This window comes from Sphingomonas hylomeconis (assembly GCF_025370105.1).
In the GTDB taxonomy this organism is placed as follows: Bacteria; Pseudomonadota; Alphaproteobacteria; order Sphingomonadales; family Sphingomonadaceae; genus Sphingomonas; species Sphingomonas hylomeconis.
The window spans coordinates 1-25,451 of record NZ_JANQBK010000008.1 but is presented as its reverse complement, the minus strand read 5'-3'; the positions used below and the strand labels follow the sequence as shown (position 1 = coordinate 25,451).

Sequence of the window (25,451 nt, the reverse complement as noted above, 5' to 3'; positions counted from 1 at the left end):
CTTGCGGCTCCCCTCCCTGCAAGGGAGGGGAGTCATTGTACCCGCTCGACCCTCAGCCCCTTGCCGCGGAGCATCGCCACCACCGACTCCGCTCCCACCAGATGCCCCGCGCCGACCGCTACCAGCACGCGGCCCGGCGCCGCCATCCGCCGCACGATCCACGCCGACCACCGCGCGTTACGCCGGGTCACCAGTGTCTCCTGCAACGCCGGCGCGCCGCGGAAGGCCGGCGCGAAGCTCGCCGCGAGGCGCTCCGTATCCCCCGTGCGCCACGCCGCCAGTGTCCTGGCATAGCCGCCCGGATCGTCGATCGCACGCGCCAGCAGCACGCGCTGCGCCGCCTCGGGCAAGGTATCGAACAGGGCCAGTTGCCCGGCCTGCGTCTCCAGCGCGAGATGCCGCCGCCCGGCGAAGCGTGTCGCCAGCACTTTTTCCACGCCATCCTCGGCCGAGGCGCCGGCCGCCTGCATGGGCCCGGCGGCGATCGTCACCGCCGCCGCCCAGGTCTTGAGCTGATCGAGCCGCGCGCCATATGCCGCCGCCGTCTTGCGCTGTGCCGGGGCCACGCGATCGACCAGCGGCGGCAGGCCGGTGCCCTGCGCGGCCTGCTCGAACCCCGCCGTCGTGCCGGCGGGGATTTCCGTCACCAGCGTGTCGGCGCGGGCGATCGCGGTCGCCACCGCCGGCGTCTGCCACTGCACCCCCGCCGGCAGCGCATGGATCGTGCCGAGCAGCCAGATTTCGGTATCGGCATCGTGCAGCCGCCACAATGCCGGGCGCGCCGGGCTGTCGCGCGGCCCGCAGGCGGCGAGCAGCAGCGCTGCGGCAAGGGCTAGCGCGCGGATCAATATTTGACCCGCACCGCCTTCAGCTTGTGCCGCTTGAGCTGCGCGATCACGCTGTCCTTGCCCGCCAGATGGCCCGCGCCGACCGCGACGAATACCGTGCCCGGCTGCTGCATCCGCGTGCCGATCCAGTCGGCCCAGCGGATGTTGCGATCGGTCAGCAGCACGCGGCCGATCTCCGGCGTGTCGCGCATGCCCTCGTTCAGCGTCTTGCCAAGCCGCTCGGGCTTGCCCGCCGACCAGTCGTCGACCATCCCGGCGAGCGACTTGTTGACCTCGGGCAGATCCTTGACCGTGCTGTTGAGGAACGCGATCTGCAGGGTCTCCGGCAACGTGTCGAAATAGCCGATCTGCTGTTCCGCGGTTTCCAGCCCGATCACCTTCTTGCCCGCCGCCTTGGCTGCCGCGCTCAGCACCGTCTCCGGCCCGTTGCTCGTGTCATAGCCCGATTTCATCACCGGGATCAGCGACAATTGCGTCGCCGCCAGCCACGGATCGGCGCGGTCGAGCGCATTAGCCGGCAGGCCGAACCCGCTCAGCGCCTTGAGATACGCCGCCCGGTCCGGCGCGGCCAGCTTCTCGGGCAGCGTCTTGCCCTCGGTGGTGAAGCCCGCCTTCAGCACGATGCCCTGCATTTCCGCGGCCGGCGGCTGGATCATTTCGAGCACCAGATCGTCGCTCGCGTCGAACGCCGTCTTCACCCCGTCGTCGAACCAGGTCAGCCCGGGTTTGAGCACATGGATCGTGCCGAACAGATAGATCGTCGTGTCGGCGTCCTTGACCACCCACAGCGCCGGATCCGCGTCATTGCCCTTGGCCACGGCAGGCAGCGGCAAGGCGAGCAGCGCGGCGGCGAACAGCGCGCGCAGTTTTTTCAGCATCATCATGGCGCGGATATAGGTGGCGTGTCCCGGCGCGGCAATTCGCGCCAGTTGACCGTCAAACCCGGCTGCGCCAAAGCGCACGCACGTTTTCCGCATCTGCGAAGGGTTATCGTCCTTGAGCCAGCCGCTCAGTTTTCAACGCATGATTCTCAAGCTCCATGACTATTGGAGCGAACGCGGCTGCCTGATCCTCCAGCCGTACGACATGGAAATGGGCGCCGGCACGTTCCACACCGCGACGACGTTGCGCGCGCTGGGCCCCGAGCCGTGGAACGCCGCCTTCGTCCAGCCCTGCCGCCGGCCCACGGATGGCCGCTACGGCGAGAATCCCAACCGACTGCAGCATTATTATCAGTATCAGGTGATCCTGAAGCCCAGCCCACCCGATCTGCAGGAACTCTATCTTGGCAGCCTCGCCGCGATCGGCATCGATTTCACCAAGCACGACATCCGCTTCGTCGAGGACGATTGGGAAAGCCCCACGCTCGGCGCCTGGGGGCTCGGCTGGGAAGTGTGGTGCGACGGCATGGAAGTCACGCAGTTCACCTATTTCCAGCAGATGGGCGGGTTCGATTGCAAGCCGGTGGCGGGCGAGCTGACCTACGGGCTCGAGCGGCTGGCGATGTATATCCAGGACAAGGACAGCGTGTACGATCTGGCGTTCAACGACGCCGGGGTCAGCTATGGCGACGTGTTTCTCGAAAACGAGAAGCAAATGTCGAAATGGAATTTCGAGATCGCCGATACGGACGCGCTGTTCGATCTGTTCCGCAAGCATGTCGCGGAATGCGAGAACTCGCTGGAGGCCAAGCTGCCGATTCCCGCGTACGAACAGGCGATCAAGGCCAGCCACGTGTTCAACCTGCTGCAGGCGCGCGGCGTGATCTCGGTGGCGGAGCGCCAGGCCTATATGGGCCGCGTGCGTGATCTCGCGAAGGGCAGCTGCCAGGCCTGGATCGAAAGCAACACGCCCGCCTGGCAAGCGAAATATCCGGGGTGGACGGCATGAGCGCGCTTCTCAATCCTCCCCGGAACGGGGAGGGGGACCATTCGGCTTCTCCAGCCGAATGGGGGAGGGGGACCTCCACGATCGCTACCGTAGCGTTGCCGGCCCGCCCCCTCTGTCAGGTTGCGGCTGCCACCTCCCCGTGCCGGGGAGGAGTAGAATGACCGACTTCCTCCTCGAGCTGCGCTCCGAAGAAATCCCCGCGCGCATGCAGGACAAGGCACGCGAGGATCTCGCCCGCCTGTTCGCCGCCGAGTTGACCAAGGCCGGCCTGACCGCCCCGGAGCTCGTTACCTATGCCACGCCGCGCCGGCTGGTGCTGATCGCGCGCGATTTGCCCGGCGAAACCGCCGCGGTCTCGGAAGAGACCAAGGGCCCCAAGGCCAGCGCCCCGCCCCAGGCGCTCGAAGGCTTCCTGCGCAAGACCGGCCTCACGCGCGAGCAACTGGTCGAGCGCGACGGCGTGCTGTTCGCCGTGATCGACAAACCGGGCCGCGCCACTGCCGATGTACTCGCGCAGGCGATCCCGGCGATCGTCCGCGCCTTCCCCTGGCCGAAGTCGATGCGCTGGGGCAGTGCCAGCACCACCACCGAGAGCATGAAATGGGTCCGCCCCCTGCAGGGCATCGTCGCCCTGCTCGGCGAGCAGATCGTGCCCGTGGAGATCGCCGGCGTGACCAGCGGCGCGGCGACGGTCGGCCATCGCTTCCACCATCCCGGCGTCATCACGATCGGCTCGGCCGCCGATTATGTCGAGAAACTGCGCGCCTGCCACGTCATCGTCGATCACGCGGAACGCCGCCAGATCATCGCGCTTGGCGCGACGATGGCCGCGCGCAAGGCCGGGCTGGAGCTGATCCAGGACGAAGGGCTGCTGAACGAGAATGCCGGCCTCACCGAATGGCCCGTGCCGCTGCTCGGCCGCTTCGACGAAGCGTTCCTCGATGTGCCGCCCGAAGTGATCCAGCTGACCGCGCGCGTGAACCAGAAATATTTCGTGTGCCGCGACGCCGACGGCAAGCTCGCCAACGCCTTCGTCTGCACCGCCAATATCGACGCGGCGGACGGCGGCGCGAAGATCGTCGAGGGCAACCGCAAGGTGCTCGCCGCGCGGCTGTCGGACGCGAAGTTCTTCTACGACACCGATCTCAAGGTCGACCTCGAGGAGCAGGCGAAGAAGCTCGGGGCAATCGTGTTCCACGAAAAGTTGGGCACGCTGGCCGACAAGGTCGACCGCGTCGCCAGGCTGGCCCGCTGGCTGGTGGAAGAGGGCATCGTCCTTCCTGCTCCCCTCCCTGGAAGGGAGGGGCCGGGGGTGGGTCCTGAGACTCAGGACCGATCCTCAAAGGACCAACCCACCCCCAACCCCTCCCTTCCAGGGAGGGGAGTATTAGCCGCCCTCGCCGAGCGCGCCGCGCGCCTCGCCAAGGCGGATCTCGTCACCGGCATGGTCGGCGAATTCCCCGAGCTGCAGGGCCTGATGGGCGGCTATTATGCGGCAGCGCAGGGCGAGGACCCCGCCGTCGCCGCCGCGATCCGCGACCATTACAAGCCGGTCGGGCAGGGCGACGATGTGCCCACCGATCCGGTCACCGTGGCGGTGGCGCTGGCCGACAAGCTGGATACGCTGCGCGGCTTCTTCCTGATCGAGGAATTGCCCACCGGTTCGAAGGATCCGTTCGCGCTGCGCCGCGCGGCGCTCGGCGTGATCCGCCTGATCGTCGCCAACGGCTTGCGCGGCGAACTCGGCCAGTGGCTGAACAAGGCTGCCGACCTGCATCTCGAAACCTATCTGCGCAGCAGCGGCCAGGCGATCCCTGACGCGCCGATGTATCTCGAAGTGTCGGACGAGACGAAGCGGCTGATGGCCGATGGCGAAATGCTGATCGACTTTCCCGTCGCGGCTTCGGCGCCCTGCTATGCCGGGCTGCGCGCGGCCGGCCTGCATCCCGCGCCGCCGATCGATTTCTTCGCCGACCGCCTCAAGGTCCAGCAGCGCGAAGCCGGCGTCCGCCACGATCTGATCGACGCGGTGTTCGCTTTGGGCGGCGAGGACGATCTCGTCCGTTTGCTCGCCCGCGTGGCGGCGCTGCAGGCGTTCGTCGGCACGCCCGACGGCGCGAACCTGCTCGCCGGGTACAAGCGCGCGGCGAATATTTTGAAGAAGGAAGGGGTGGCCCTTGCTGCTCCCCTCCCTGAAAGGGAGGGGCTGGGGGTGGGTCTTGAGACTCAGGACGCTTCCACAAAGGACCAACCCACCCAGCATCAGTTGAACCAGCCCCCGGCTGGTTCAGATCGTCCGGGGGACGATCGGCCTGTTGCTCCCTCCCTTTCAGGGAGGGGGGAAGGAATTCCGCTGTCCTACACGCCGGAAAAGGCAGAAACCGATCTCATCGCCGCGCTCGATTCGGCTGCCCCCCGCGCGGCCTCCGCGGTCGAGGCGGAGGATTTCGAAGGTGCGATGGCGGCCCTGGCCACGCTGCGCGCGCCGATCGATGCGTTCTTTGAAGGCGTGACCGTCAACGATCCGGAGCCGGCCAAGCGGACGGCGCGACTGGCGCTGCTCGCCCGCGTGCGCGCGGCGGTGCACAGCGTGGCGGATTTTTCGAAGATCGAGGGTTAGCCGCGCGCGCGCGTAGCGTGTGCGACTTTTGTGACTTTGGCGGCCCGCGCCGCCCCGAGGGGACTGAGTAATGACGCAGTACGTATATCGTTTCGGTGGCGGCGTTTCGGACGGCGGCAAGGGAGACCGCAACCTGCTCGGCGGCAAGGGCGCGAACCTGGCCGAAATGGCCTCGATCGGCCTGCCGGTGCCGCCGGGCTTCACCATCTCGACCGAATTCTGCGACGTCTATTACCAGGAAGGCCGCGCCTTTCCGCAGGGCCTGCGCGACGAAGTGGCGACGGGCATCGCGCATATCGAGGGCATCACCGGCAAGAAGTTCGGCGACGCCGCCGATCCGTTGCTCGTCTCGGTCCGCTCGGGCGCACGCGCCTCGATGCCGGGCATGATGGATACGGTGCTCAATCTCGGCCTCAACGACCAGACCGTGCAGGGCCTGGCCGAAACCTCGGGCGACGCGCGCTTCGCGTGGGACAGCTATCGCCGCTTCATCCAGATGTACGCCGATGTCGTACTCGAATTGGACCACGCCGCGTTCGAGGATGCGTTGGAGATCGCCAAGGAAGATAACGGCTATTATCTCGATACCGATCTCACCGCCGATGATCTGCAGAAGCTCGTCGCCGAATATAAGACGCTGGTCGAGCAGCAGTGGAACAAGCCGTTCCCGCAGGACGTGCACGATCAGCTCTGGGGCGCGGTCGGCGCGGTGTTCGGCTCGTGGCAGTCGGAGCGCGCGAAAGTCTATCGCCGCCTCAACGACATTCCCGCCGCCTGGGGCACTGCGGTCAACATCCAGGCGATGGTGTTCGGCAATATGGGCGAGACCTCGGCCACCGGCGTCGCCTTCACGCGCGATCCCGCCAAGGGCGACCGCGCTTATTACGGCGAGTTCCTGATCAACGCGCAGGGCGAAGACGTCGTCGCCGGCATCCGCACCCCGCAATATCTCACCGTCGCGGCGCGCGAGGCCGCCGGCGCCAAGCCCGCCTCGATGGAAGAGGCGATGCCGGAGGTGTATGGCGAACTGGCCAAGGTGTTCGACCTGCTCGAGACGCATTACCGCGACATGCAGGATATCGAATTCACCGTGCAGCAGGGCAAATTGTGGATGCTGCAGACGCGCTCGGGCAAGCGCACCGCCAAGGCCGCGCTGAAGATCGCCGTCGATATGGCGGAAGAGGGGCTGATCACGCGTGAGGAAGCGGTCGCCCGGGTCGACCCGCAGGCGCTCGATCAGCTGCTGCATCCGACGCTCGATCCCTCGGCCAAGCGCGATGTGCTGACCAAGGGCCTGCCCGCCTCGCCAGGTGCCGCCTCGGGGGCCGCCGTGTTCGACAGCGACACCGCCGAGAAGCGCGCCGCGGCGGGCGAGAGCGTGATCCTGATCCGCACCGAAACCTCGCCGGAGGACATTCACGGCATGCACGCCGCCAAGGGCATCCTGACTGCGCGCGGCGGCATGACCAGCCACGCCGCAGTCGTCGCCCGCGGCATGGGCCGGCCGTGCGTCTCGGGCGCCGGCACGATCTCGATCGACGCCAAGGCCGGCGTGATGCGCGTCGCCGGGCGCGAGATCCATGCCGGTGACATCGTCACGATCGACGGCTCGACCGGCGAAGTGATGGCCGGCGCGGTGCCGACCGTGCAGCCCGAACTGTCGGGCGATTTCGGCACGCTGATGGCCTGGGCCGATGGCGTGCGCCGTCTCAAGGTCCGCGCCAATGCCGAGACCCCGCTCGACGCCCGCGTCGCGCGCGATTTCGGCGCCGAGGGCATTGGCCTGTGCCGCACCGAGCATATGTTCTTCGATGCCGAGCGCATCACCAACGTGCGCCAGATGATCCTGGCGGAAGACGAAGCCGGCCGCCGTGTCGCCCTGGAGAAACTGCTGCCCGAACAGCGCAGCGATTTCGTCGAACTGTTCGAGGTGATGGCCGGGCTGCCCGTCACGATCCGCCTGCTCGATCCGCCACTGCACGAATTCCTGCCGCACGAGGAAGCCGAATTCGCCGAAGTGGCGAGCGCGGCGGGCGTAGACATCGACGTGCTCAAGCGGCGCGCGGCGGAGCTGCACGAATTCAACCCGATGCTTGGCCATCGCGGCTGTCGGCTCGGCGTGACATACCCTGAGATCTACGAGATGCAGGCGCGCGCGATTTTCGAGGCGGCGATCGAGGTGGCGGTGAAATCCGGCGCCGCGCCGATCCCCGAGGTGATGATCCCGCTGGTCGGCACGCGTCGCGAACTCGAGCTGATGAAGCAGGTCGTCGACAAGGCCGCGCAGGCGGTGTTTGCCGACAAGGGCCGCGAGATCGAATATCTCGTCGGCACGATGATCGAGCTGCCGCGCGCCTGCCTGATGGCCGGCGAGATCGCCGAGGTCGGCGAGTTCTTCAGCTTCGGTACCAACGATCTGACGCAGACGACGCTCGGCGTCAGCCGCGACGATGCCGCGCGCTTCCTGACAACGTATGTGGAGCGCGGCATCTACGCCAAGGACCCGTTCGTCAGCCTCGATGTCGAGGGCGTCGGCCAGCTGATCGAGCTGGCGGCGGAGCGGGGCAGGGCGGCGCGCGCCGGCATCAAGCTCGGCATCTGCGGAGAACATGGCGGCGATCCGGCGAGCATCGCCTTCTGCGAAAAGGTCGGGCTCGATTACGTCTCGGCCTCGCCCTACCGCGTGCCGATCGCCCGGCTGGCCGCGGCGCAGGCCGCGTTGGCCAAGCGTTGATGGACACCCCCTTCCCCGGCCTGCGCCGGGGAAGGTGGGGGTAGAACTACCGCGCCGGGAAGCGCTCCGCCTGCTCGGCTTCCTTGCCGTCCTGCAGCAGCGCCGCCTGCTCGCGCCACTGCTCGCGGGTGATATAGCCCGCCGGCAGCGCCAGCCGCTGCTCGAGCGCCATCTCGTCTTCGGCCGACAGGCCGGTAATATCCTCGAAGCGCGTCACCCCCAGCTCGAACAGCCGCGTCTTGAGCGCCGCATCGATGCCGCTAATCCGCCCGAGATCGGGGCGTCCGCCGATGCTGAACCAATTGCTGCGCGGCGTGTCGGGCGCGGATGCCGGCATATCGTGCGCTGTCATGGGTGTGTCATTGATTGCTGCGGGCGGGGTGGCATCGGCCACCGGCTCCACCCGCTCCACGGACGGCGCGACGACCGGCGCCGATGCCGGCTCCGCGTCACCCGGCGATGCCGGCGCGATCGCCGCGCGTTCGTCGGCGGTCGCCTGATCCCGCTCCAGCGTGGCGATGCGCTGTTTGGCCTCCGCCAGTCGCTTGTCGGCGTCGCGGCGGAACTGCGCGTAATGCGCGCTTTCGTCGCGGAAGCGCTTGCGCCACTTCTTGCCGCCGGGATGCAGGCCGAGGCCGATGGTCACCCCGGCGAGGAACAGGATAAGCAGCGCGATGAATTGGGGCAGCGTGGAAAACAGCATTGCGGGCATCGCCTTGATCGAAACAGCGGGCCGCGCATGCGGCCGCCGACGATCCTGACGCGATGCGCGCGGCCGATCAACCCTAGATCAATTCCCCACGCCGCCGCTGAACGCGTCGGAAATCGAGCAGGCGGCGGGGCCGAGGATGACCACGAACAGCACCGGCAGGATGAACAGGATCAGCGGCACGGTCATGATCGCGGGCAGGCGCGCGGCCTTTTCCTCGGCGCGCATCATGCGCTCGTTGCGGAATTCGGCCGACAGGACGCGCAGCGCGGAGGCAAGCGGCGTACCGTATTTCTCGGTCTGAATCATCGTCGTGACGACGCCCTTCACCGCGTCGAGATCGACGCGCATCGCGAGATTCTCGAACGCCTGCCGCCGATCGGAGAGGAAGCCCAGCTCGATCGCGGTCAGCGTGAATTCGTCGCCCAGCTCCGGATAGGCACGGCCCAGTTCGCGTGCCACGCGCTGGAACGCGGCATCGACGGTCAGTCCCGCTTCGGCACAGATCACCAGCAGGTCGAGCGCGTCGGGCAGGCCCTTGCGGATCGCGGCCGAGCGTTTGGAAATCTTGTTCTTGAGGAAGATGTCGGGCGCTTTGTACGACAGGATGAACGTGCCGGCGACGATCGCGTAACGCTTGAGCGGCCCATAGGTCGGAAACATTTCGATGCCGTAGACCAGGTAGATTGCCAGCGCGCCGAACACGATCGGCAGCACCAGCCGTGCGAAGATCACCGCGACGGCATATTCCTTCGAGCGAATGCCGGCCTGCATCAGCTTGATCTGCGCGGCCTTGACCTGGCTGTCCTGCAGCACCTTCATGCCGCTGAGCAGCGCCTTGATCCGGTCGGTCGTCTCGTTCTTGGTGACCAGCTTGGCGCGCCGCTTGGTCGAGGCGGTGATCCCCGCCTTCAATTGCTCGCGCCGCTCCTGCAGCGCCTTCACGCGCTTGGCCATCGGGTCGCGCACCGTCGTCGCGGCATAGATTGCGAGCAGCACGGCGAACGCCGCGACCGCGGCGAGCATCGTCGCCACCATCGTCACATCGACCCCGAGGATCGTCGGTCCCTGGGCATCACCCATGATGTTGGCGCTTTCCGTGCATCAGATTTCGAAGTTGATCATCTTGGCCATGATGAAGGCGCCGATCGCCATCCAGCACAGGCCGCCGCCGCCCGCGACCATCAGCCGCTCGTCGTTGAAGAAGGTCTGCATGTAGGTTCCGTTGATGAACCAGATCATGATGAAGACGATGAACGGCAGCGAGCCGATGATATAGGCCGATGCCTTGGATTCGGACGACATCGCCTTGATCTTGAGCTTCATCTGCCCGCGCATGCGCAGCACGTTGGCGAGGTTGGCGAGCGTTTCCGCCAGGTTGCCGCCGGTCTCGCGCTGGATCGCGATCGAGATGACGAAGAACTGGAATTCCGGCGTGCCCAGCCGGTCGGCGGTTTCCTGCAGCGCGGCGTCCATCGTGCGGCCGATCTTCATCTTGTCGGTAACCGCGCGGAACTCGACCCCGACGGGCCCGTCCACCTCGTTGCCGACCACCGCGATCGTCTCGGTGATCGGCAGGCCGGAGCGCAGGCCGCGCACCAGCAGTTCGATCGCGTCCGGCAGCTTGACGGTGAACTGGTTGATCCGGCGTTTGATGAAATAGCCGACCACGAAATGCGGCAGGCCGGCGCCCAGCACCAGGCCGAGCAGCAAGGCGAGCAGGATCGGCAGCCCCTTGAGTGCCAGCACCATGGTGGCAACGACGGTGATCACGACCGTCGCCAGCCCATATTGCCCGACGGTCCAGGTCTTGCCGGTCATCGCCAGCCGCTGCTTGAGCAGCGCCGGGCGCGGCAGCATCCGCATCGCGAAGCCGTCCATCTTGGTGCCGCGCGCGGCGGTGATGCGGCGCATCATCTGCGCCTCGATCACCGCGTTGCCGCCATCGGCGTGGCGCGCGCGCATCGACGTCAGCCGGCGCGCCTGCGCGCGCTGCGGCGAGGGGCCCGAAAGCGCGAAGGCGACCAGCAGCAGCACGACGAGCGCGCCCGCGACCAACATGATGAACGGCATCAATTCCATGACGCTACCCTGCACCCGTTTCCTTACCGGACGGTCAACCGCCGGCTCGTGAAGCGATTATTTCTTTTTCGACAACATCGTCTTCAGCGCGAACTTGCTCATCAGCGAACCGCCGCCCTTGGGGCTCTTCTTGGTGCCGGGGGCCGCCGCATCAGTTGCGGCGTCGCCGCACGACATCAGCGTGTCGGCCAGATCGTTCAGCGGCGCGACCGTCTTCGATCCCTTGCCCGCTTCGGCCAGCGGCTTGCCCAGCTTGGCCGATTGCGCCGCCAGCTTCTGGTCGAACGGGATCGTGAAATCGATCTTGCGTTCGATCGAGCCTTCGAAATCCTTGCGCGTGATCTCCAGCTGCTGTGCCACCTGCACGCGATTGGCGACGACATAGACCTGCGTCTGCGGCGCATTGGATTTCAGCCAGGACAGCAGGCGGATCGCGTCGCGCGCCGCCGCCAGCGTCAGCTCCGTCACGATCACCGCGATCTGGATATCGGTGATCAGATGCGGATGCTGCACCAGCATGTTGCGCGGCAGATCGACGATCGTGCATTCGAACGCGGCGCGCATTTCCTCCTGCAACTGGTAGAAGGCGGCACCGTCGGTCATCACGGGCGAGCTGATCGGCGCTTCCGCCGACAACACCGACAGCGTTTCGCTCGATTTGACCATCGCGCGTTCGATGAACAGGCCGTCAATGCGGCTGGGATTCTCGATCGCATCGGTCAGGCCACGGCCCGGCTCGAGGTCGAGCGCCAGCGCGCCGGTGCCGAAATGCACGTCGAGATCGAGCAGCGCCGTGCTGCGCTTGCCGCGTTCGCTCAGGATCCATGCCAGCGACGTGGCGATCGTCGAGGCGCCGACACCGCCGCGCGCGCCGATGATGGCGGTCGAACAATGCGGTCGTTCGGTGCTGAGATCGGCGGCCTTGGGCGCGTTGAGCATGGTCTGCGCATGCGTGAACGCCTCACGCAGCATGTCCGGGCTGAGCGGCTTGAGCAGATAATCCTGGATCCCGCTGACCACCAGATCGCGGTACAGCCGCACGTCGTTGACCTGCCCGGCGGCGATCACCACCGTGCCGGGTTCGCACACTTCGGCGAGCGCGTTGATGTCGTTGAGCGGATCGCCGGATTCGGAAAGGTCGACGAACAGGATCGTCGGGCTGGCGGAAACCGACAGCGATTGTACCGCGTTGCGCAGGCCGCCCTTATGGATCTTCTCCTGCGCCCAGCCCATTTCGCTGGCGATCGGGCGCAGCGCCTCGGCGGTCGTCTCGTCGCAGACATAGGCGACGAAGGGATCGCGGCTGCTTAGCCGTCCCGGATTGAAAGGTGCGTTCATGATTCAGTTGCCCCCGCTCGAACCGCCGGCCGAACCGCCGCTGGATCCGCTGCCCGCGCTGCCGCCCGCGGCCCCGCCGGTCGCGCTCGCCGCGCCGCTCGGGCTCACGCCACCGCCCTTGCGATAGGCGTCGATCGCCTTGTTGGCCTGCGCCGTGTCGGTAATGTCGGCGCCGGGCTGGCCGCGCACCAGATCGGTCGGGTTGGCGATCATCGCCGCCAGGCTGGAATTGACCGCGCAGCCGTGATTGGACGAGGTGCTGCCGAGGAAGTTGGTGCCGCCATCGCGGCTGAAATCGGGGCAGTGTGGGACGGTCGCCTTCATCCGGCTGACCACGACCCGCACGGTGCCCGGCGCGACCGGCGCACCGGTGACCGGCACCTCGTCCGATACCAGCAGGCCGTACCGCGCCGCCTGCGCCTGCACTTCGTCGCGCACGCCGGGGCCGCCATAGGCATTGGGATCGTCGACCGCGATACGGTCGCCATAGCCGACGTTGATCGACTGCATCCACCCGGCCAGCCGCTGGCGCTCGCCCGGCGCCAGCGCATTGCCGCTGGTCGCCACGTCGAACAGATAGTCGGCGCGCGAGACGACCGGCTGGTGTGCCGATTCAAGGCCGCGATACTGCGAACTGCTGCACGCCCCGATCAGCAGAGCGGGGGCAAGAGTGGCGGCGATCAGGATGTTACGCGTCGACATGGGTTTCTTCCTGGCTGCGAGCGTCAAAGGGAAAAGCCGGGCGCCGCTGTGGCGCCCTTTTTCGCATTGGGTTTGGCCGCGGGCGGCGCCTTTTCCTCGCGCCGGTCATCGGATTTGGGCGTGGGAAGCGCAGGCGCGACGGCACCGAACGCCGGCACCACCGTCGCCGGCGGCGCCATGCTCGGCTTGGGCCGTTCGCTGCCGCTGACGCTGCCGTCGAGCTTGCCGAACAAGATGCGCGAGGCATCGGTCGGCGCCTGATAACCGTCGGTCGGCAACACGATGTCGTTCGCGTTGACCGGCTTCACCAGATACGGCGTGATCACGATCATCAGCTCGGTCTCGTTGCGCTGGAACGCGTTCGAGCGGAACAGCGCGCCGAGGATCGGCACGTCGCCTGCACCCGGCGTCTTTTCGAACGAATTGTTGTGATTGTTCTGCAGCAAGCCGGCGATCATGAAGCTTTGGCCGGAGCCGAGCTCGACCGTCGTCTCTGCGCGCCGGGTGGACAGGCCGGGAATCGAGGTGCCTCCCACCGTGACCGCGTTGGAATAGTCGAGCTGCGACACTTCCGGTCGTACGCGCAGCGAGATGCGACCATCGGCAAGCACCGTCGGCGTGTAGGACAGGCTCACGCCATATTGCTTGAATTCGACCGACACCGCGCCGAGCCCTGCGCTGATCGGGATCGGGATTTCGCCACCGGCCAGGAACGTGCCGGTCTCGCCCGACAAGGCGGTCAGGTTCGGATTGGCCAAGGTCGAGGCCTGGCCGGTCCGTTCGCCGAGATCGAGCGCGCCGAGCAGGTCCAGCCCGAGCAGCTTGGTCAGGCCGCCGATCGTGGTGCGCTGGGACCCCGGCGTGATCGTCGTGCCCGCGCGCAGGACGACCTGGCCGGTGATCGGATCGATCGTATAGCCCTGCACGGCCTGGCCGACGCCGAGCGGCAGCCGCGGGTCCGTGGTATAGGTGCTGGCCGGGGAGCGGCCGCTGCCGATGCCGAATTTGAACCCGCCGGTGCCGTCGAGCGTCGTCAGGTTGGCGGCGATATTCTTGGAAAAACTGCGGCTCACCTCGGCGAATCGCACCTGAAGGTTGACCTGAAGCGGCGTCGCGGTGCGCAGCCGGCTGAGCACCTTGGTGGCATCGCCGACGAACGCCTGGACCAGGCGTTCCGCCTCGGACGCGTCGGCGGGGGAGGAGACCGTGCCGGTGAGCAGGATCAACCCGTTCATCGATGTCGCCGCGATCCGCGCGTCGGGCATTGCCAGGCCCAGCATCTGCTGGATCGAATCGTAATTGTTGATCACCCGCACGGTCGCCGAATAGACCACGGCGCCAGCCTTGTTGGTGGCCGAGATGGTGGTCTCGCCGGGCGCCTTGCCGAAGACATACATCTGGGTCGGCGAGCGGATCTGCACGTCGGCGATCGTGTCGCTGGCGACGAAGAGGTCGGTCATCGGACGCGCCAGCGTGATCAGGCGGCCACGGCCGGTATTGACCTGCAGCACCGGCGCGCTGGCGGCGGTCTGGGCGAGCAGCGGGGCGGACGTGCCGCCGAGCGTGCCGGCCAGCAGGGCCACGGCCAGCGGCCAGCGGCTCGGGCTTGGCAGGATGCGCATCACTTCTTCTCCCCCACGATGACCGCGGTCACCGTATTTCCTCGCGCCACCCGGACCACCGGGCCCATCGCCACGCTGCCCCCCGGATAGGCACCGCCCACCGGTGCCGCCGCAGCGGGTAACACGGCACCGGTGACGATCCGTGAATCGACGGTCTTGCCCGGCACCGTGCGGCGCTGGAAACGCGACACGTCGGCGCCGACCGCGTAGCTGCTGTTGCCGGACACCGGCTGCGTGGCGAGCCGCGCCAGCATCGCCTTTTCGGCCTTGGGATCGGCATTGTCCGGCAGCTTCACGTCGCCGCTGGCGATCGCCTGTTCGAGTTCGGACGTATTGTCCGCAATCGAGCGCAGCGACAGCGACAGCGTGCCGAGTGTCTGCGCGACTGCGGCCTGTTCGGCGATCTTGGGCGTCGCCTCGATCGTCACGTTGGAAAAGCCGCGGACCTGCGTCTTGCCGTCCTCGCCGACGATATTGTCGGTGCGCTGATCGGTCGCCAGCACGCGCAGATTGCGCATCACCGTCTCGGAGGCCTTGAGCGGCGGGCCGTCGCCACCACCGGGCACGGTCTGGGTCAGGATCAGATCGATGCGATCGCCCGGGAAGACGAAGCCCGCAACGCCGGCCTGCGCCGAAATCGGGATCGTCACGGCGCGCATCCCCGGCGTCAGCGCCGCGGCCAGGAAACCGCGATCGCCCGGCTTGACCAGCGACCCTTGCGTCAGCGGCTGGCCGGCGGTGATCGCGCTGCGCACGACCGTGCCCTGCAGCGCCTGCACATTGGTATCGGCCTTCAGGTAATAGGCATTCTCGACCAGATCCTTGGGCCAGGGCTGAAACTTCAGCGCCGTGGCGTCGAGGATCGTGCCGACCGGCAGCGCGCGAGTCGCGACAAGCACTTCAGGCCCGTCGATCTGCGCCGCAGCGGCCTGGGCGGCGGGGGTCGGGGCGCCCGAGATCAGGCTGCGCGCCATGAACGCGGTGATCGCTGCGACGATCAACGCTCCAACCAGCAGGACGAGTTTACGGGTATCCATGTCGCTTCGAACCTCTCGGACGTGGATCGATTGATCCGCGATTAATCATCATAGAAATTGGTTAAATATCGGTTCGTGAATCACGCAGGCCGCGGCGATGGCGATTGCCACGCCGTACGGTATCTCGATCGGGTCCGATTTCCGGCGGCGCCAATGGTCGATCGCCAGCACCAGCGTCAGCACGCCGCCGATCAGCGACATGAGGATCAGCAGCCACGCCAGGGTAGTGATGTCGATGCACCACAGCGCCAGCGCGCCGATCATCTTGACGTCGCCGCCGCCCATCCAGCCGCGGGCGTAGGGGATGCAGAACAGCGCGAACACGACAACCGCGACCGCGATCTGCAGCGCGATGTCGGGCCACAGCTGCAGGCCGTGCGCCCACCACCACAGTGGCGCGAGCAGGGCGATGGCCAGATTCTTCCAGTTGGCGATCTCGCGCGTACGCGCGTCCTCGATCCCCGCCGACAGCAGGAGCAGCGCCAGCGCGCCAAGCAGGACGAAGATCGATATTCCCCACGGCATCGGGGAATTTCCTAGACGGCATGGCTTTCGAAAAAGTAACGATCCCGGATGAATTCCCCCCAGACGTACCGCCGCGCCATTCCCGCCGATGCCCATATCGATACCTGGGCCGCGCCCGACGGCTGGAAATTGCGCTGCTTCGACTGGCCGGCCGCGGGGCAGGCGCGCGGCAGCATCCTGTTCCAGGGCGGGCGTGGCGACATTTTCGAAAAGTATCTCGAAACCTTCGCGCACTGGCATGACGCCGGGTGGAACGTCACTTCGCTCGATTGGCGCGGGCAGGGCGGGTCGGGGCGGTTGTCGGCCAATCCGCATGTCGGGCATGTCGAGGATTTCGCGCACTATATCGCCGATTTTCGCGCCTTTTGGGCGCTATGGCAGGCGGCGACGCCGGGGCCACACGTGCTGATCGGCCATTCGATGGGCGGTCATCTGGCGCTGCGCGCGATGGTTGAGGGCGCGGCGACTCCGGCGGCGGCGGTGCTGGTCGCGCCGATGCTCGGGTTGCACAGTCCGATCGGCGCGGCGCTCGGCGAGCGGATGGCGAAGCTCGTCACGCGGCTCGGCAATCCCGCGCGCTCGGCCTGGAAAGGCAACGAACGCCCGGCGACGACGACGACGCGCGAGGCACTGCTGACGCACGATCATGGCCGCTACGAAGACGAGATCTGGTGGCAGCGCGAACGGCCCGAACTGCTGCTCGGCCCGCCGAGCTGGAAGTGGCTCAGCCGCGCGTTCGAATCGACCCGCGCGCTGCGTGACGATCCCCGGCTAGCGACCATGCCAGTGCCTACGCTGCTGATCGTCGCCGAGGCGGACAAGCTGGTCAGCCCGGCGGCGGCGCTGCAGGTGGCGACTCGCCTGCCCGATGCACGCGTGATGCAGTTCGGCGCCGAATCGGCGCACGAAGTGTTGCGCGAGGCGGATGGCGTGCGCGATCGCGCGCTCGGCGAGATCGACCGCTTCCTCGCCGCGCACGCGCCGGCGGGCTGACCGCGTGGCGCGCTACGACATCGCCATCGTCGGCGCCGGAATCGCCGGCGCCAGCCTCGCGGCGGCAATCGGCAGCCGCGCCTCGGTGGTGCTGCTCGAAGGCGAAGATTCGCCCGGCTATCATGCCACCGGCCGATCCGCGGCCTATTGGTCGGAAAGCTATGGCGGGCCCGGCGTCCAGCCACTGACCACCGCATCGGGGCCGGCGCTTACCAAGGGCGGCTTCCTCGATCCGCTCGGCTCGCTGCATATCGGGCGGCGCCAGGATGCCGCGAAGATCGATGCTTTTCTCGGCGCATTCGCCGGCAGCGGGGTGGCGCTGGCCCCGGTCGATCCGCGCTCGCTGGTGCCGGGCCTGCGGGAGGATTGGTCGCTCGGCGTGATGGAGGCGAGCAGCGCCTATATCGACGTCGCCGCGCTGCACGCCGATTGCCTCGCCCGCGCCCGGCGCGGTGGCGCGACCCTGGTCACCGGCGCGCCGTTGCGCTCGGCGGTGCCCGGCTGGCGCCTGGAGACCGGCGCCGGCACGTTCGAGGCGGATATTCTCGTCGATGCGGCGGGCGCCTGGGCCGATCCGGTCGCAGCGCTCGCCGGCATCGCCCCGCTCGGCATCCAGCCATATCGCCGCACTGTCGTGCAGCTGCGCACCGATCCGGCCCCGCCCGCCGGCCTGCCGCACGTCGCGGACATTTCCGGTGGCTTCTATTTCAAGCCCGAGGGCGTGGGGCGGCTGTGGCTCAGCCCGCACGACGAGACGCCGGTCGATCCGCACGACGTGCAGCCCGAGGAGCTTGACGTGGCGCTGGCGATCGATCGCTTCGAGCGCGCGGTCGACTGGCGCGTCGCGGCGGTCGAGCGGCGCTGGGCCGGGCTGCGCAGCTTCGCGCCGGATCGCCTGCCGGTCTACGGCTTCGAACCCGGGCGGCGTGATTTCTTCTGGTGTGCCGGGCAGGGCGGCTTCGGCATCCAGACCGCGCCCGCCGCCGCCGCCCTGGCCGCGGCGCTGCTGCTCGGCGCGGCGCCCGACGCGTTCGTGGCGGCGATCGATCCGGAGCCGTACGCGCCGGCACGGTTCAGACCGCTGGCGTAACGACTTCTAACGCTCTAGGATGCACCGCTGTAGTAAAGGAGGGGTGTCATGGCGCACAAGTTCGAGATCTACAAGGATGGCCGGGACGAGTTCCGTGTCCGCTTCAAGTATAACAGCGAAGTGATGTTCTCGACCGAAGGCTATGCCAGCAAGGCATCGGCCAAGGACGCGATCGAATCGATCAAGAAGAACGGCCCCGACGCCCCGACGGAAGACAATAGCTAGCGCGTCTTCCGACCGTTCCGTGCGGATCAGGAACGCCCGGCCTTCACCGCGGCGTCGCTGGCCAATTTGTCGACCCGCTCGTTATCCGCATTCCCGGCATGGCCCTTGACCCATACCCAGTCGATGCGGTGCGGCTTGGCGGCGTCGAGCAGCTTCTGCCACAGATCGGCATTCTTCACCGGCTGCTTCGCCGCGGTCTTCCAGCCGTTCTTCTGCCAGCCCTTGATCCACTTGGTCAGCCCGTCCATCACATAACGGCTGTCGGTCGATAGCGTCACGCGACACGGGCGGGTCAGCGCGTTCAGTCCCTCGATCGCCGCGGTCAGCTCCATGCGGTTGTTGGTGGTCAGTTTCTCGCCGCCGGAAAGCTCCTTCTCCGCGGTGCCGGCGCGCACCAGCGCCCCCCAGCCGCCCGGCCCGGGATTGCCTTTGCACGCGCCATCGGTGGCGATTTCCACGCGGGACATTTCAGCTGTTTCAGTCATGCGAAGATCGCGTCGCCTTGTTCGAGATAAGTATCGAGCCGGCGCAGATAGGCCAGCGGGTCCTTGCGTGTCACCAGCGCATCGGCCGGCGTGTTGAGCCAGTCCCACGCACGCGTCAGCAGGAAACGGATGCACGCGCCCTGCGCCAGGATCGGCAGCGCGGCACGCTCCTCGGGCGACAGGCCGTGCGCCGCGTCATAACCGGCGATGAGCGCGCGGCCGACCGCGGGGTCGAGCGGCAGGCCGGCCGAATCGAACGCCCAGGCGCTGTGCATCACGGCCAGGTCGTAGACGCGGATGTCGGTGCAGGCGAAATAGAAGTCGATCAGCCCGGTGACGCGGTCGCCGAGCATCAGCACATTGTCCGGGAACAGGTCGGCATGGATCGTGGCGACGGGCAGGGTGCGCGGCCAGCGGGCCTCGACCGTGTCGAGCGCGGCGGCGACGCGGTCGAACAGGCCCGGCTCGATCTGGTCCATCGCCCGGCCGCATTGATCGAGCAGCGGGCGCCAGTCGTCGACACCCAGTGTGTTGGGGCGGACCATCGCGAAATCGACAAGACCGGTGTGCATCTCGCCCATCGCCACGCCCGCCGCGCGCGCCTGCGCTGGGGTTGGGGTGGAGAGCGAAACGCCGGACAGGAACTTGATCAGGCAGGCAGAGCGGCCTTCGAGCTGCTGGATCGCCTGTCCGGTGCGGTCCTTGATCGCCGGCGGGACCGGGCTGCCGCGCGCCGCGAGATGATCCAGCATCGCGAAGAAGAACGGCAGATCGCTGGTATCGACACGCTTCTCGTACAGCGTGAGGATGTATCGGCCGGCGCTGGTATCGACCAGGTAATTGCTGTTCTCGACGCCCTCGGCAATGCCCTTGGCGGAGATCAGCTGGCCGCAATCGTAGCGCGCGAGGAACGCGCCGAGCGCCTCGGCGGAGACGTGCGTGTAGACCGCCATATCAGCGCCGCGTCGCGGTTGGGGAGCAGCCCCAGGTCGTCACCCCGGACTTGGTCCGGGGTCTGCCGTGCAGCAAGGCTTGCGCTAGAAATGTCATCGTCGTCCCATGCCGCGCCATGGACCCCGGAACAAGCCGGTGCTTATCGTCCCTTCGAACAGATATTCTGTTGTTCCCCCGCGAAAGCGGGGGCCCAGGGCCACGAGCGATGCGGTTTGAAACCCTGGGCTCCCGCTTTCGCGGGAGAACAGGAGCGGACATGTCGCAAGGTATATCGCCGAACAGTCCGGGGGGAACGATGGGGACGGGGGATGCCCTCAGGCCGCGGCTTCCAGCCCGCGCGGCAGTTTGAACGAGATCGTCTCGCGATTGGTCTCGACCTCGCGCTCGCTGATCGTGAAATGCTCGGCCAGCCGATCGACCAGTTCGCGCACCAGGATTTCCGGCGCCGATGCGCCTGCGGTGATGCCGAGCGTGCCGACCCCGGCGAGGAACGTCAGATCGAGGTCGCCCGCGCGCTGGATCAGGCGCGCCGGCGTGCCTTCGCGCTCGGCCACTTCCACCAGTCGCACCGAGTTGGACGAATTGGGCGCGCCGATCACCAGCATCGCATCGCACATCGCGGCGATCGCCTTCACCGCGGTCTGGCGGTTCGACGTGGCGTAGCAGATGTCGTCCGGGCGCGGCGCCTGGATCGCGGCGAAGCGGCGCTGCAGCGTCGCCACCACGTCCGCCGTGTCGTCGACCGACAGGGTGGTCTGCGTCAGGAACGCGATGTTGGTCGGATCTGCGGGCGTGAACGCCTCGGCATCCGCCGCCGTCTCGATCAGCGTCATCACGCCGGGCGGCACCTGGCCGAACGTGCCGATCACTTCCGGATGGCCGGCATGGCCGATGAACACGATATGCTTGCCCTGCGCGACCAGCCGTTCGGCCTGGCGATGCACCTTGGACACCAAGGGGCAGGTCGCATCGAGATAGGTCAGGCCGCGATCTTCCGCTGCCGCGGGCACCGATTTGGGCACGCCGTGCGCCGAGAAGACGACCGGCACGTCCTGCGGCACGTCGCTCAGTTCCTCGACGAACACCGCGCCCTTGGCCTTCAGCGAATCCACGACATATTTGTTATGGACGATCTCGTGCCGGACATAGACCGGCGCGCCGTGCTTCTCGATCGCCAGTTCGACGATGCGGATCGCGCGGTCCACGCCGGCACAAAAGCCGCGCGGCGCGGCGATCAGCAGTTCTAGGTGCGGTTTCGGAGCAGGTGCCATGCGGCGATGCTCTACGCGATTGCTTGCGTGCGGGAAAGCCGGTTCCTATGGTGCGCGCCATTCCAAAGGCAGGGCGCCGGTGCGCTTTTTGCCGTCCCAAGATTAAGGTGCGTATGCCCGTGACAGCCCGGAAGATCCTTGCCCCCTTGATGCTGGCCGTCCTTGTCGGCGGTTGCGCCGGCAAGGGGCAGATCGATATCGAAGGCGGTATCGGCATCACCGCGGTCCGCTCGGCCTGCCCGAGCGTCGGCATCCCGGCCTCGACCGGCGACATCACCGTGTTCGATCCCCCCGCCAGCCGCGACGCCGCGGCGATCGACGTCACCGCGCTGATGACCAATGTGCGCTCGACCTGCACCGATGCCGGCGCGGACATCGTCACCGCAGTGACGTTCGACGTGCGCGCCAGCCGGATTCGCGGCGATGCCGCCCGTGACGTGACCTTGCCCTATTTCATCACCATCGTGCGCGGCGGCACTGCGGTGATCGCCAAGCGTATCGGCCATGTCACGGTCCACTTCGATGCTGGCCAGACGCGGGCGCAGGCCAGCGGCACGGCCAATGCGATCGTCGCGCGCAGCGCGGCGACGCTGCCGGAGGAAGTGCGCAAGAAGCTGACCGAGAAGCGCAAGGCCGGCGATACCAATGCGGCGGTCGATCCGCTGACCGCGCCGGGCGTGCGCCAGGCAGTGCTCAGCGCGAGCTTCGAGGCGCTGGTCGGCTTCCAGCTGACCGAGGACCAGTTGAAATATAACGCCACCCGCTAAACCCGTTTGACTCATATGCTGCGGCGCGTCACATCGGGCGCGTCGATGGCGGGTAACCGCCATGGGCACGCGCGGGAGAGTGCAGGCGTCCTTTGAGGGCTGGCCTGCCGCCGAAGGAGCAACCGCCCCGGAATCTCTCAGGCACCAGGACCGCGCGGGCTTATCGATACTCTGGAAAGCGCATCCGCATCGGCGGGTGCCACCGAAGGTGTAAGCCGGGCGAGCGTCCGGTCAAAGCTCTCAGGTTCCGTGACAGAGGGGGCAGCGATCCGCAGGCACCAAGGTGCCAGGGGAATCGTTGCACTCGCGCGGAGACCTGGATTGAGCGATTTCGACAATGGCGGCGCTGAAGAAGGCCCCGAAATCGAGAACGAGCTGCTCGCGCTCGATGCCTGGCATCGTGCGAAGGGCGGCCGGATGGTGTCGTTCGCGGGCTATGAGATGCCGGTCCAGTATGAAGGCATCATGGCCGAGCATCTGTGGGTGCGCGACCATGCCGGGCTGTTCGACGTCAGCCATATGGGCCAGCTGTTCCTGTCCGGCGACGGGCTCGATGCGGCGCTCGAGGCGCTGATCCCCGCCGACGTCGTCAGCGTGAAGCCGAACGCGCAGAAATATTCGCTGCTGCTCGCCGACAATGGCGGGATCCTCGACGATCTGATGTTCACCCGCTGGGACGACGGCATCTACATGGTCGTCAACGGCGCGGTGAAATATGACGATATTTCGCACCTGCTCGATCACCTGCCGGACGATGTGACGATCAACCACATGGCCGATGCCGCACTGCTGGCCTTGCAGGGGCCGGAGGCGGTGACCGTGCTGTCGCGGCTCGTGCCGGGGGTCGAGGATCTCGTGTTCATGACCGGCGGGCGCTTCGTGTGGAACGATGTGCCGCTGTGGATCAGCCGCTCGGGCTATACCGGCGAGGACGGGTTCGAGATTTCGCTCGATGGCGAGCAGGTCGCGGCGTTCGCCGATGCGCTGGCCGCAGAGCCCGAAGTGAAGCCGATCGGCCTCGGCGCGCGCGATTCGCTCCGGCTCGAGGCGGATCTGCCGCTCTATGGCCACGATCTCGATACCGATACGACGCCGATCATGGCCGCATTGAACTTCGCGGTCGGCAGCAAGCGTCGCCGCGCGGAAGCCAATTTCCCCGGCGCCGAGCGCATTTTGGCCGAGCGCGACCAGGGTCCCGCCGTCAAGCGCGTCGGCCTGGTCATCGACGGTCGCCAGCCGGTGCGCGAGGGTGCTGCCGTGGTCGATGCCAGCGGCGCCGAGATCGGCAAGGTCACCAGCGGCGGCTTCGCGCCGTCGCTCAACGCACCGATCGCGATGGCCTATGTGCCGCTGGCGCTGGCTGAAATCGGCACCGTCATCCAGCTGTCGCAGCGCGGCAAGGTCCACACCGGCACCGTCACCGCGATGCCCTTTATTCCCCACCGCTACGTCCGCGCAGGAGGCAAGTGAAATGAGCCGTTACTTCACCGAAGACCATGAATGGATCGACGTCGATGGCGATATCGGCACAGTCGGCATCTCCGAATATGCTCAAGGGCAGTTGGGCGACATCGTGTTCGTCGACGTGCCCGAGGACGGCAAGGAACTGAGCAAGGGCGACGAGGCGGCGGTGGTCGAGTCGGTCAAGGCCGCGTCGGACGTCTATGCGCCGGCCAGCGGCACCGTGCTGGAGGGCAACACCGCGCTCGCCGACACGCCGGGCCTGGTCAACGAGGATCCCGAAGCCGAAGGCTGGTTCTTCAAGATTACGCTCAGCGATCCGAGCGAGCTCGAGTCGATGATGGACGAAGTGGCTTACGCGGCCTTCATCGCCAAGCTGTAGTCCTTCCCCACTCCCGCTTGCGGGAGGGACTGGGGGAGGGCCTGTCCACCCCTCCGCCGGACGTTTGTGAGGACATGCCCTCCCCCGACCCCTCCCGCAAAGCGGGAGGGGAGGAGTAGTTCAAATGCGCTACCTGCCCCTCACCGATACCGACCGTACCGAAATGCTCGCCGTGATCGGCGCGTCCTCGATCGACGATCTGTTCGTCGACGTGCCCGAGGCCGCCCGGCTCGACGGCCCGATCCACGGCCTGCCGATGCACGCCAGCGAACTCGCCGTCGAACGCCACATGAGCGCCTTGTCGCGCAAGAACATCGCCGCCAGCGATGGTCCGTTCTTCCTCGGCTGCGGTGCGTACAAGCATCACGTGCCGGCCAGCGTCGATCACCTGATCCAGCGCGGCGAATTCCTCACCGCCTATACGCCGTACCAGCCGGAAATCGCGCAGGGCACGCTGCAGATGCTGTTCGAATTCCAGACGCAGGTCGCACGGCTGCTCGGCACCGATGTCGCCAACGCCTCGATGTACGATGGCTCGACCGCGTGCTGGGAAGCGATCGGCATGGCGCGGCGCATCACCAAGCGCGGCAAGGCGTTGCTCTCGTCCGGGCTGCACCCGCATTACGTCTCGGTCGCCAATACGATGGCCAAGTTCACCGGCGATCAGCTCGAAACGGCAATGCCGGCGCTGGCGGCGGACACCGATATTGTCGATCTGATCGCGCGGATCGACGGCGATACGTCGTGCGTCGTGGTGCAATATCCCGACATTCTCGGCCGCATCGAAGATCTGAGCGCGCTGGCCGCCGCCTGCCAGGCGAAGAAGGCACTGCTCATCGCGGTCGTCACCGAGCCGGTTGCGCTGGGCGCGATCCGCTCGCCCGGCGAGATGGGCGCAGACATCGTCGTCGGCGAAGGCCAGTCGCTAGGCGTCGGCCTGCAGTTCGGCGGCCCCTATGTCGGCCTGTTCGGCTGCAAGGAAAAATATGTCCGCCAGATGCCGGGCCGGCTGTGCGGCGAGACGCTGGACGCCGACGGGCGGCGCGGCTTCGTGCTCACCCTGTCGACGCGCGAGCAGCATATCCGCCGCGAGAAGGCGACGTCGAACATCTGCACCAACAGCGGCCTGTGCGCGCTCGCTTTCTCGATCCACATGACCTTGCTTGGCGAAGCCGGCTTGCGCGCGCTGGCCGAGACCAACCATGCCGGCGCGGTCGCTGCGGCCGAGCGGCTCGCGCAGCTGCCCGGGGTGGAGCTGGTCACACCGGCCTTCTTCAACGAATTCACGCTGGATCTCGGGCAGGAAGCGCGCCCGATCGTCCGCGCGCTGGCGGAGAAGGGCATCCTGGCCGGGGTGTCGCTCGGCCGGCTGTATCCGGGCGAGGACACGCTCGCCAACGGTCTGGTGGTCGCGGTGACCGAGACGACGACCGCGGAGGACGTGGAAACACTTGCCGCCGCGCTGCAGGAGCTACTGGCATGAGCATCAATGCAAGCGGCTGGCGCCCGGAAGCGCCGCAGCAGGGCACCAGCGCCGCGCCGACCTTCACCGGCAACAAGGCGCTGATGCTGGAAGAGGCGCTGATCTTCGAGATCGGCGATATCCACACGACCGGCGTTGATTTTTCTTCTCCCTCTCCCCGCCGGGGAGAGGGCCGGGGAGAGGGGACGTCTGCCTCGGACGGCACGCCCGGTAACCCGGTACAGGGGGGGGGG

General features: G+C 67.2%; 23 protein-coding genes, 1 pseudogene and 2 riboswitches. Of the genes and pseudogenes, 11 read left to right on the top strand and 13 right to left on the bottom strand.

The genetic code is table 11. The features are described 5' to 3' along the window. Nucleotides 1-32: 32 nt before the first annotated feature. Together NV401_RS10975 and NV401_RS10970 are read right to left on the bottom strand one after the other, a co-directional pair. On the bottom strand, nucleotides 33-848 hold the full coding sequence (locus NV401_RS10975; protein WP_261294467.1) for a TraB/GumN family protein: 816 nt from the start codon (nucleotides 846-848) through the stop codon (nucleotides 33-35). After that, complete coding sequence (locus tag NV401_RS10970; RefSeq protein WP_315369343.1) at nucleotides 845-1,732, bottom strand: TraB/GumN family protein; 888 nt, start codon at nucleotides 1,730-1,732, stop codon at nucleotides 845-847. Before NV401_RS10970 ends, NV401_RS10975 begins: the two co-directional genes overlap by 4 nt. A gap of 139 nt (nucleotides 1,733-1,871) precedes the next feature. On the opposite strand from NV401_RS10970, the gene NV401_RS10965 reads away from it, so the two are divergent. The 3 genes from NV401_RS10965 (at nucleotide 1,872) to ppdK (ending at nucleotide 8,092) form a co-directional block, all read left to right on the top strand. Then, nucleotides 1,872-2,738 carry a glycine--tRNA ligase subunit alpha gene (locus NV401_RS10965; protein WP_261294466.1) on the top strand — a complete coding sequence of 289 codons (867 nt, stop codon included), beginning with the start codon at nucleotides 1,872-1,874 and terminating at the stop codon, nucleotides 2,736-2,738. Nucleotides 2,739-2,895: 157 nt separating this feature from the next. Continuing rightward, the gene (gene glyS / locus NV401_RS10960) at nucleotides 2,896-5,358 is read left to right on the top strand and encodes a glycine--tRNA ligase subunit beta (protein ID WP_261294465.1); all 2,463 of its coding nucleotides are present in this window, start codon (nucleotides 2,896-2,898) and stop codon (nucleotides 5,356-5,358) included. A 70-nt stretch (nucleotides 5,359-5,428) separates the two neighbouring features. After that, nucleotides 5,429-8,092, top strand: a complete 2,664-nt coding sequence (ppdK, locus tag NV401_RS10955; protein ID WP_261294464.1) for a pyruvate, phosphate dikinase — start codon at nucleotides 5,429-5,431, stop codon at nucleotides 8,090-8,092. 46 nt (nucleotides 8,093-8,138) lie between these two features. On the opposite strand, the gene NV401_RS10950 is transcribed toward ppdK, so the two are convergent. The 8 genes from NV401_RS10950 to NV401_RS10915 form a co-directional block, all read right to left on the bottom strand. Then, nucleotides 8,139-8,795, bottom strand: a complete 657-nt coding sequence (locus NV401_RS10950) for a hypothetical protein (RefSeq protein WP_261294463.1) — start codon at nucleotides 8,793-8,795, stop codon at nucleotides 8,139-8,141. A gap of 87 nt (nucleotides 8,796-8,882) precedes the next feature. Next, complete coding sequence (locus tag NV401_RS10945) at nucleotides 8,883-9,884, bottom strand: type II secretion system F family protein (protein ID WP_261294462.1); 1,002 nt, start codon at nucleotides 9,882-9,884, stop codon at nucleotides 8,883-8,885. 21 nt (nucleotides 9,885-9,905) lie between these two features. Further along, nucleotides 9,906-10,883, bottom strand: a complete 978-nt coding sequence (locus NV401_RS10940; protein ID WP_261294461.1) for a type II secretion system F family protein — start codon at nucleotides 10,881-10,883, stop codon at nucleotides 9,906-9,908. Nucleotides 10,884-10,940: 57 nt separating this feature from the next. Beyond that, nucleotides 10,941-12,221: an AAA family ATPase gene (locus tag NV401_RS10935; RefSeq protein ID WP_261294460.1), complete on the bottom strand. Its 1,281-nt coding sequence runs from the start codon at nucleotides 12,219-12,221 to the stop codon at nucleotides 10,941-10,943. A 3-nt stretch (nucleotides 12,222-12,224) separates the two neighbouring features. Next, nucleotides 12,225-12,923, bottom strand: coding sequence for a CpaD family pilus assembly protein (locus NV401_RS10930; protein ID WP_261294459.1), 699 nt, complete (start codon nucleotides 12,921-12,923; stop codon nucleotides 12,225-12,227). A gap of 23 nt (nucleotides 12,924-12,946) precedes the next feature. Then, nucleotides 12,947-14,545, bottom strand: a complete 1,599-nt coding sequence (locus NV401_RS10925) for a type II and III secretion system protein family protein (RefSeq protein WP_261294458.1) — start codon at nucleotides 14,543-14,545, stop codon at nucleotides 12,947-12,949. After that, complete coding sequence (gene cpaB, locus NV401_RS10920) at nucleotides 14,545-15,582, bottom strand: Flp pilus assembly protein CpaB (protein WP_261294457.1); 1,038 nt, start codon at nucleotides 15,580-15,582, stop codon at nucleotides 14,545-14,547. Before cpaB ends, NV401_RS10925 begins: the two co-directional genes overlap by 1 nt. Before the next feature lie 48 nt (nucleotides 15,583-15,630). After that, the gene (locus tag NV401_RS10915; protein WP_261294456.1) at nucleotides 15,631-16,107 is read right to left on the bottom strand and encodes an A24 family peptidase; all 477 of its coding nucleotides are present in this window, start codon (nucleotides 16,105-16,107) and stop codon (nucleotides 15,631-15,633) included. Between the two features lie 48 nt (nucleotides 16,108-16,155). Between NV401_RS10915 and NV401_RS10910 the strand changes: the two genes are divergently transcribed. Genes NV401_RS10910 through NV401_RS10900 form a run of 3 tightly spaced genes read left to right on the top strand, consistent with a single transcriptional unit; the run spans nucleotide 16,156 to nucleotide 18,415 of the window. Further along, entirely contained in the window at nucleotides 16,156-17,100 is a 945-nt protein-coding gene (locus tag NV401_RS10910) for an alpha/beta hydrolase (RefSeq protein WP_261294455.1), read from the top strand. Between the two features lie 4 nt (nucleotides 17,101-17,104). Beyond that, entirely contained in the window at nucleotides 17,105-18,190 is a 1,086-nt protein-coding gene (locus NV401_RS10905) for an NAD(P)/FAD-dependent oxidoreductase (protein WP_261294454.1), read from the top strand. Between the two features lie 48 nt (nucleotides 18,191-18,238). After that, nucleotides 18,239-18,415 (top strand): YegP family protein, encoded by a 177-nt coding sequence (locus NV401_RS10900; RefSeq protein ID WP_261294453.1) that lies wholly within the window; start codon nucleotides 18,239-18,241, stop codon nucleotides 18,413-18,415. 26 nt (nucleotides 18,416-18,441) lie between these two features. On the opposite strand, the gene rnhA is transcribed toward NV401_RS10900, so the two are convergent. The 3 genes from rnhA to ispH form a co-directional block, all read right to left on the bottom strand. Next, nucleotides 18,442-18,900, bottom strand: coding sequence for a ribonuclease HI (rnhA, locus tag NV401_RS10895; RefSeq protein WP_261294452.1), 459 nt, complete (start codon nucleotides 18,898-18,900; stop codon nucleotides 18,442-18,444). Continuing rightward, nucleotides 18,897-19,853: a homoserine kinase gene (thrB, locus tag NV401_RS10890; protein WP_261294451.1), complete on the bottom strand. Its 957-nt coding sequence runs from the start codon at nucleotides 19,851-19,853 to the stop codon at nucleotides 18,897-18,899. Before thrB ends, rnhA begins: the two co-directional genes overlap by 4 nt. 315 nt (nucleotides 19,854-20,168) lie before the next feature. Further along, nucleotides 20,169-21,125 (bottom strand): 4-hydroxy-3-methylbut-2-enyl diphosphate reductase, encoded by a 957-nt coding sequence (ispH, locus tag NV401_RS10885; RefSeq protein WP_261294450.1) that lies wholly within the window; start codon nucleotides 21,123-21,125, stop codon nucleotides 20,169-20,171. A gap of 149 nt (nucleotides 21,126-21,274) precedes the next feature. Here ispH and NV401_RS10880 point away from each other — a divergent pair, with 149 nt between their 5' ends. The 5 genes and pseudogenes from NV401_RS10880 to NV401_RS10860 form a co-directional block, all read left to right on the top strand. Beyond that, on the top strand, nucleotides 21,275-21,892 hold the full coding sequence (locus tag NV401_RS10880) for a hypothetical protein (protein ID WP_261294449.1): 618 nt from the start codon (nucleotides 21,275-21,277) through the stop codon (nucleotides 21,890-21,892). 62 nt (nucleotides 21,893-21,954) lie between these two features. Then, a riboswitch (glycine riboswitch) is annotated at nucleotides 21,955-22,055 on the top strand. After that, a riboswitch (glycine riboswitch) is annotated at nucleotides 22,056-22,158 on the top strand. 55 nt (nucleotides 22,159-22,213) lie between these two features. Beyond that, a complete protein-coding gene (gcvT, locus tag NV401_RS10875; RefSeq protein WP_380817393.1) occupies nucleotides 22,214-23,362 on the top strand; it encodes a glycine cleavage system aminomethyltransferase GcvT in 1,149 nt (382 codons plus the stop codon). A 1-nt stretch (nucleotide 23,363) separates the two neighbouring features. Beyond that, nucleotides 23,364-23,735 (top strand): glycine cleavage system protein GcvH, encoded by a 372-nt coding sequence (gcvH, locus tag NV401_RS10870; RefSeq protein ID WP_261294448.1) that lies wholly within the window; start codon nucleotides 23,364-23,366, stop codon nucleotides 23,733-23,735. Between the two features lie 124 nt (nucleotides 23,736-23,859). Then, a complete protein-coding gene (gene gcvPA, locus NV401_RS10865; protein ID WP_261294447.1) occupies nucleotides 23,860-25,218 on the top strand; it encodes an aminomethyl-transferring glycine dehydrogenase subunit GcvPA in 1,359 nt (452 codons plus the stop codon). Then, nucleotides 25,215-25,451, top strand: a pseudogene (locus tag NV401_RS10860) (aminomethyl-transferring glycine dehydrogenase subunit GcvPB); the annotation flags it as partial. The gene gcvPA and the pseudogene NV401_RS10860, both read left to right, overlap by 4 nt.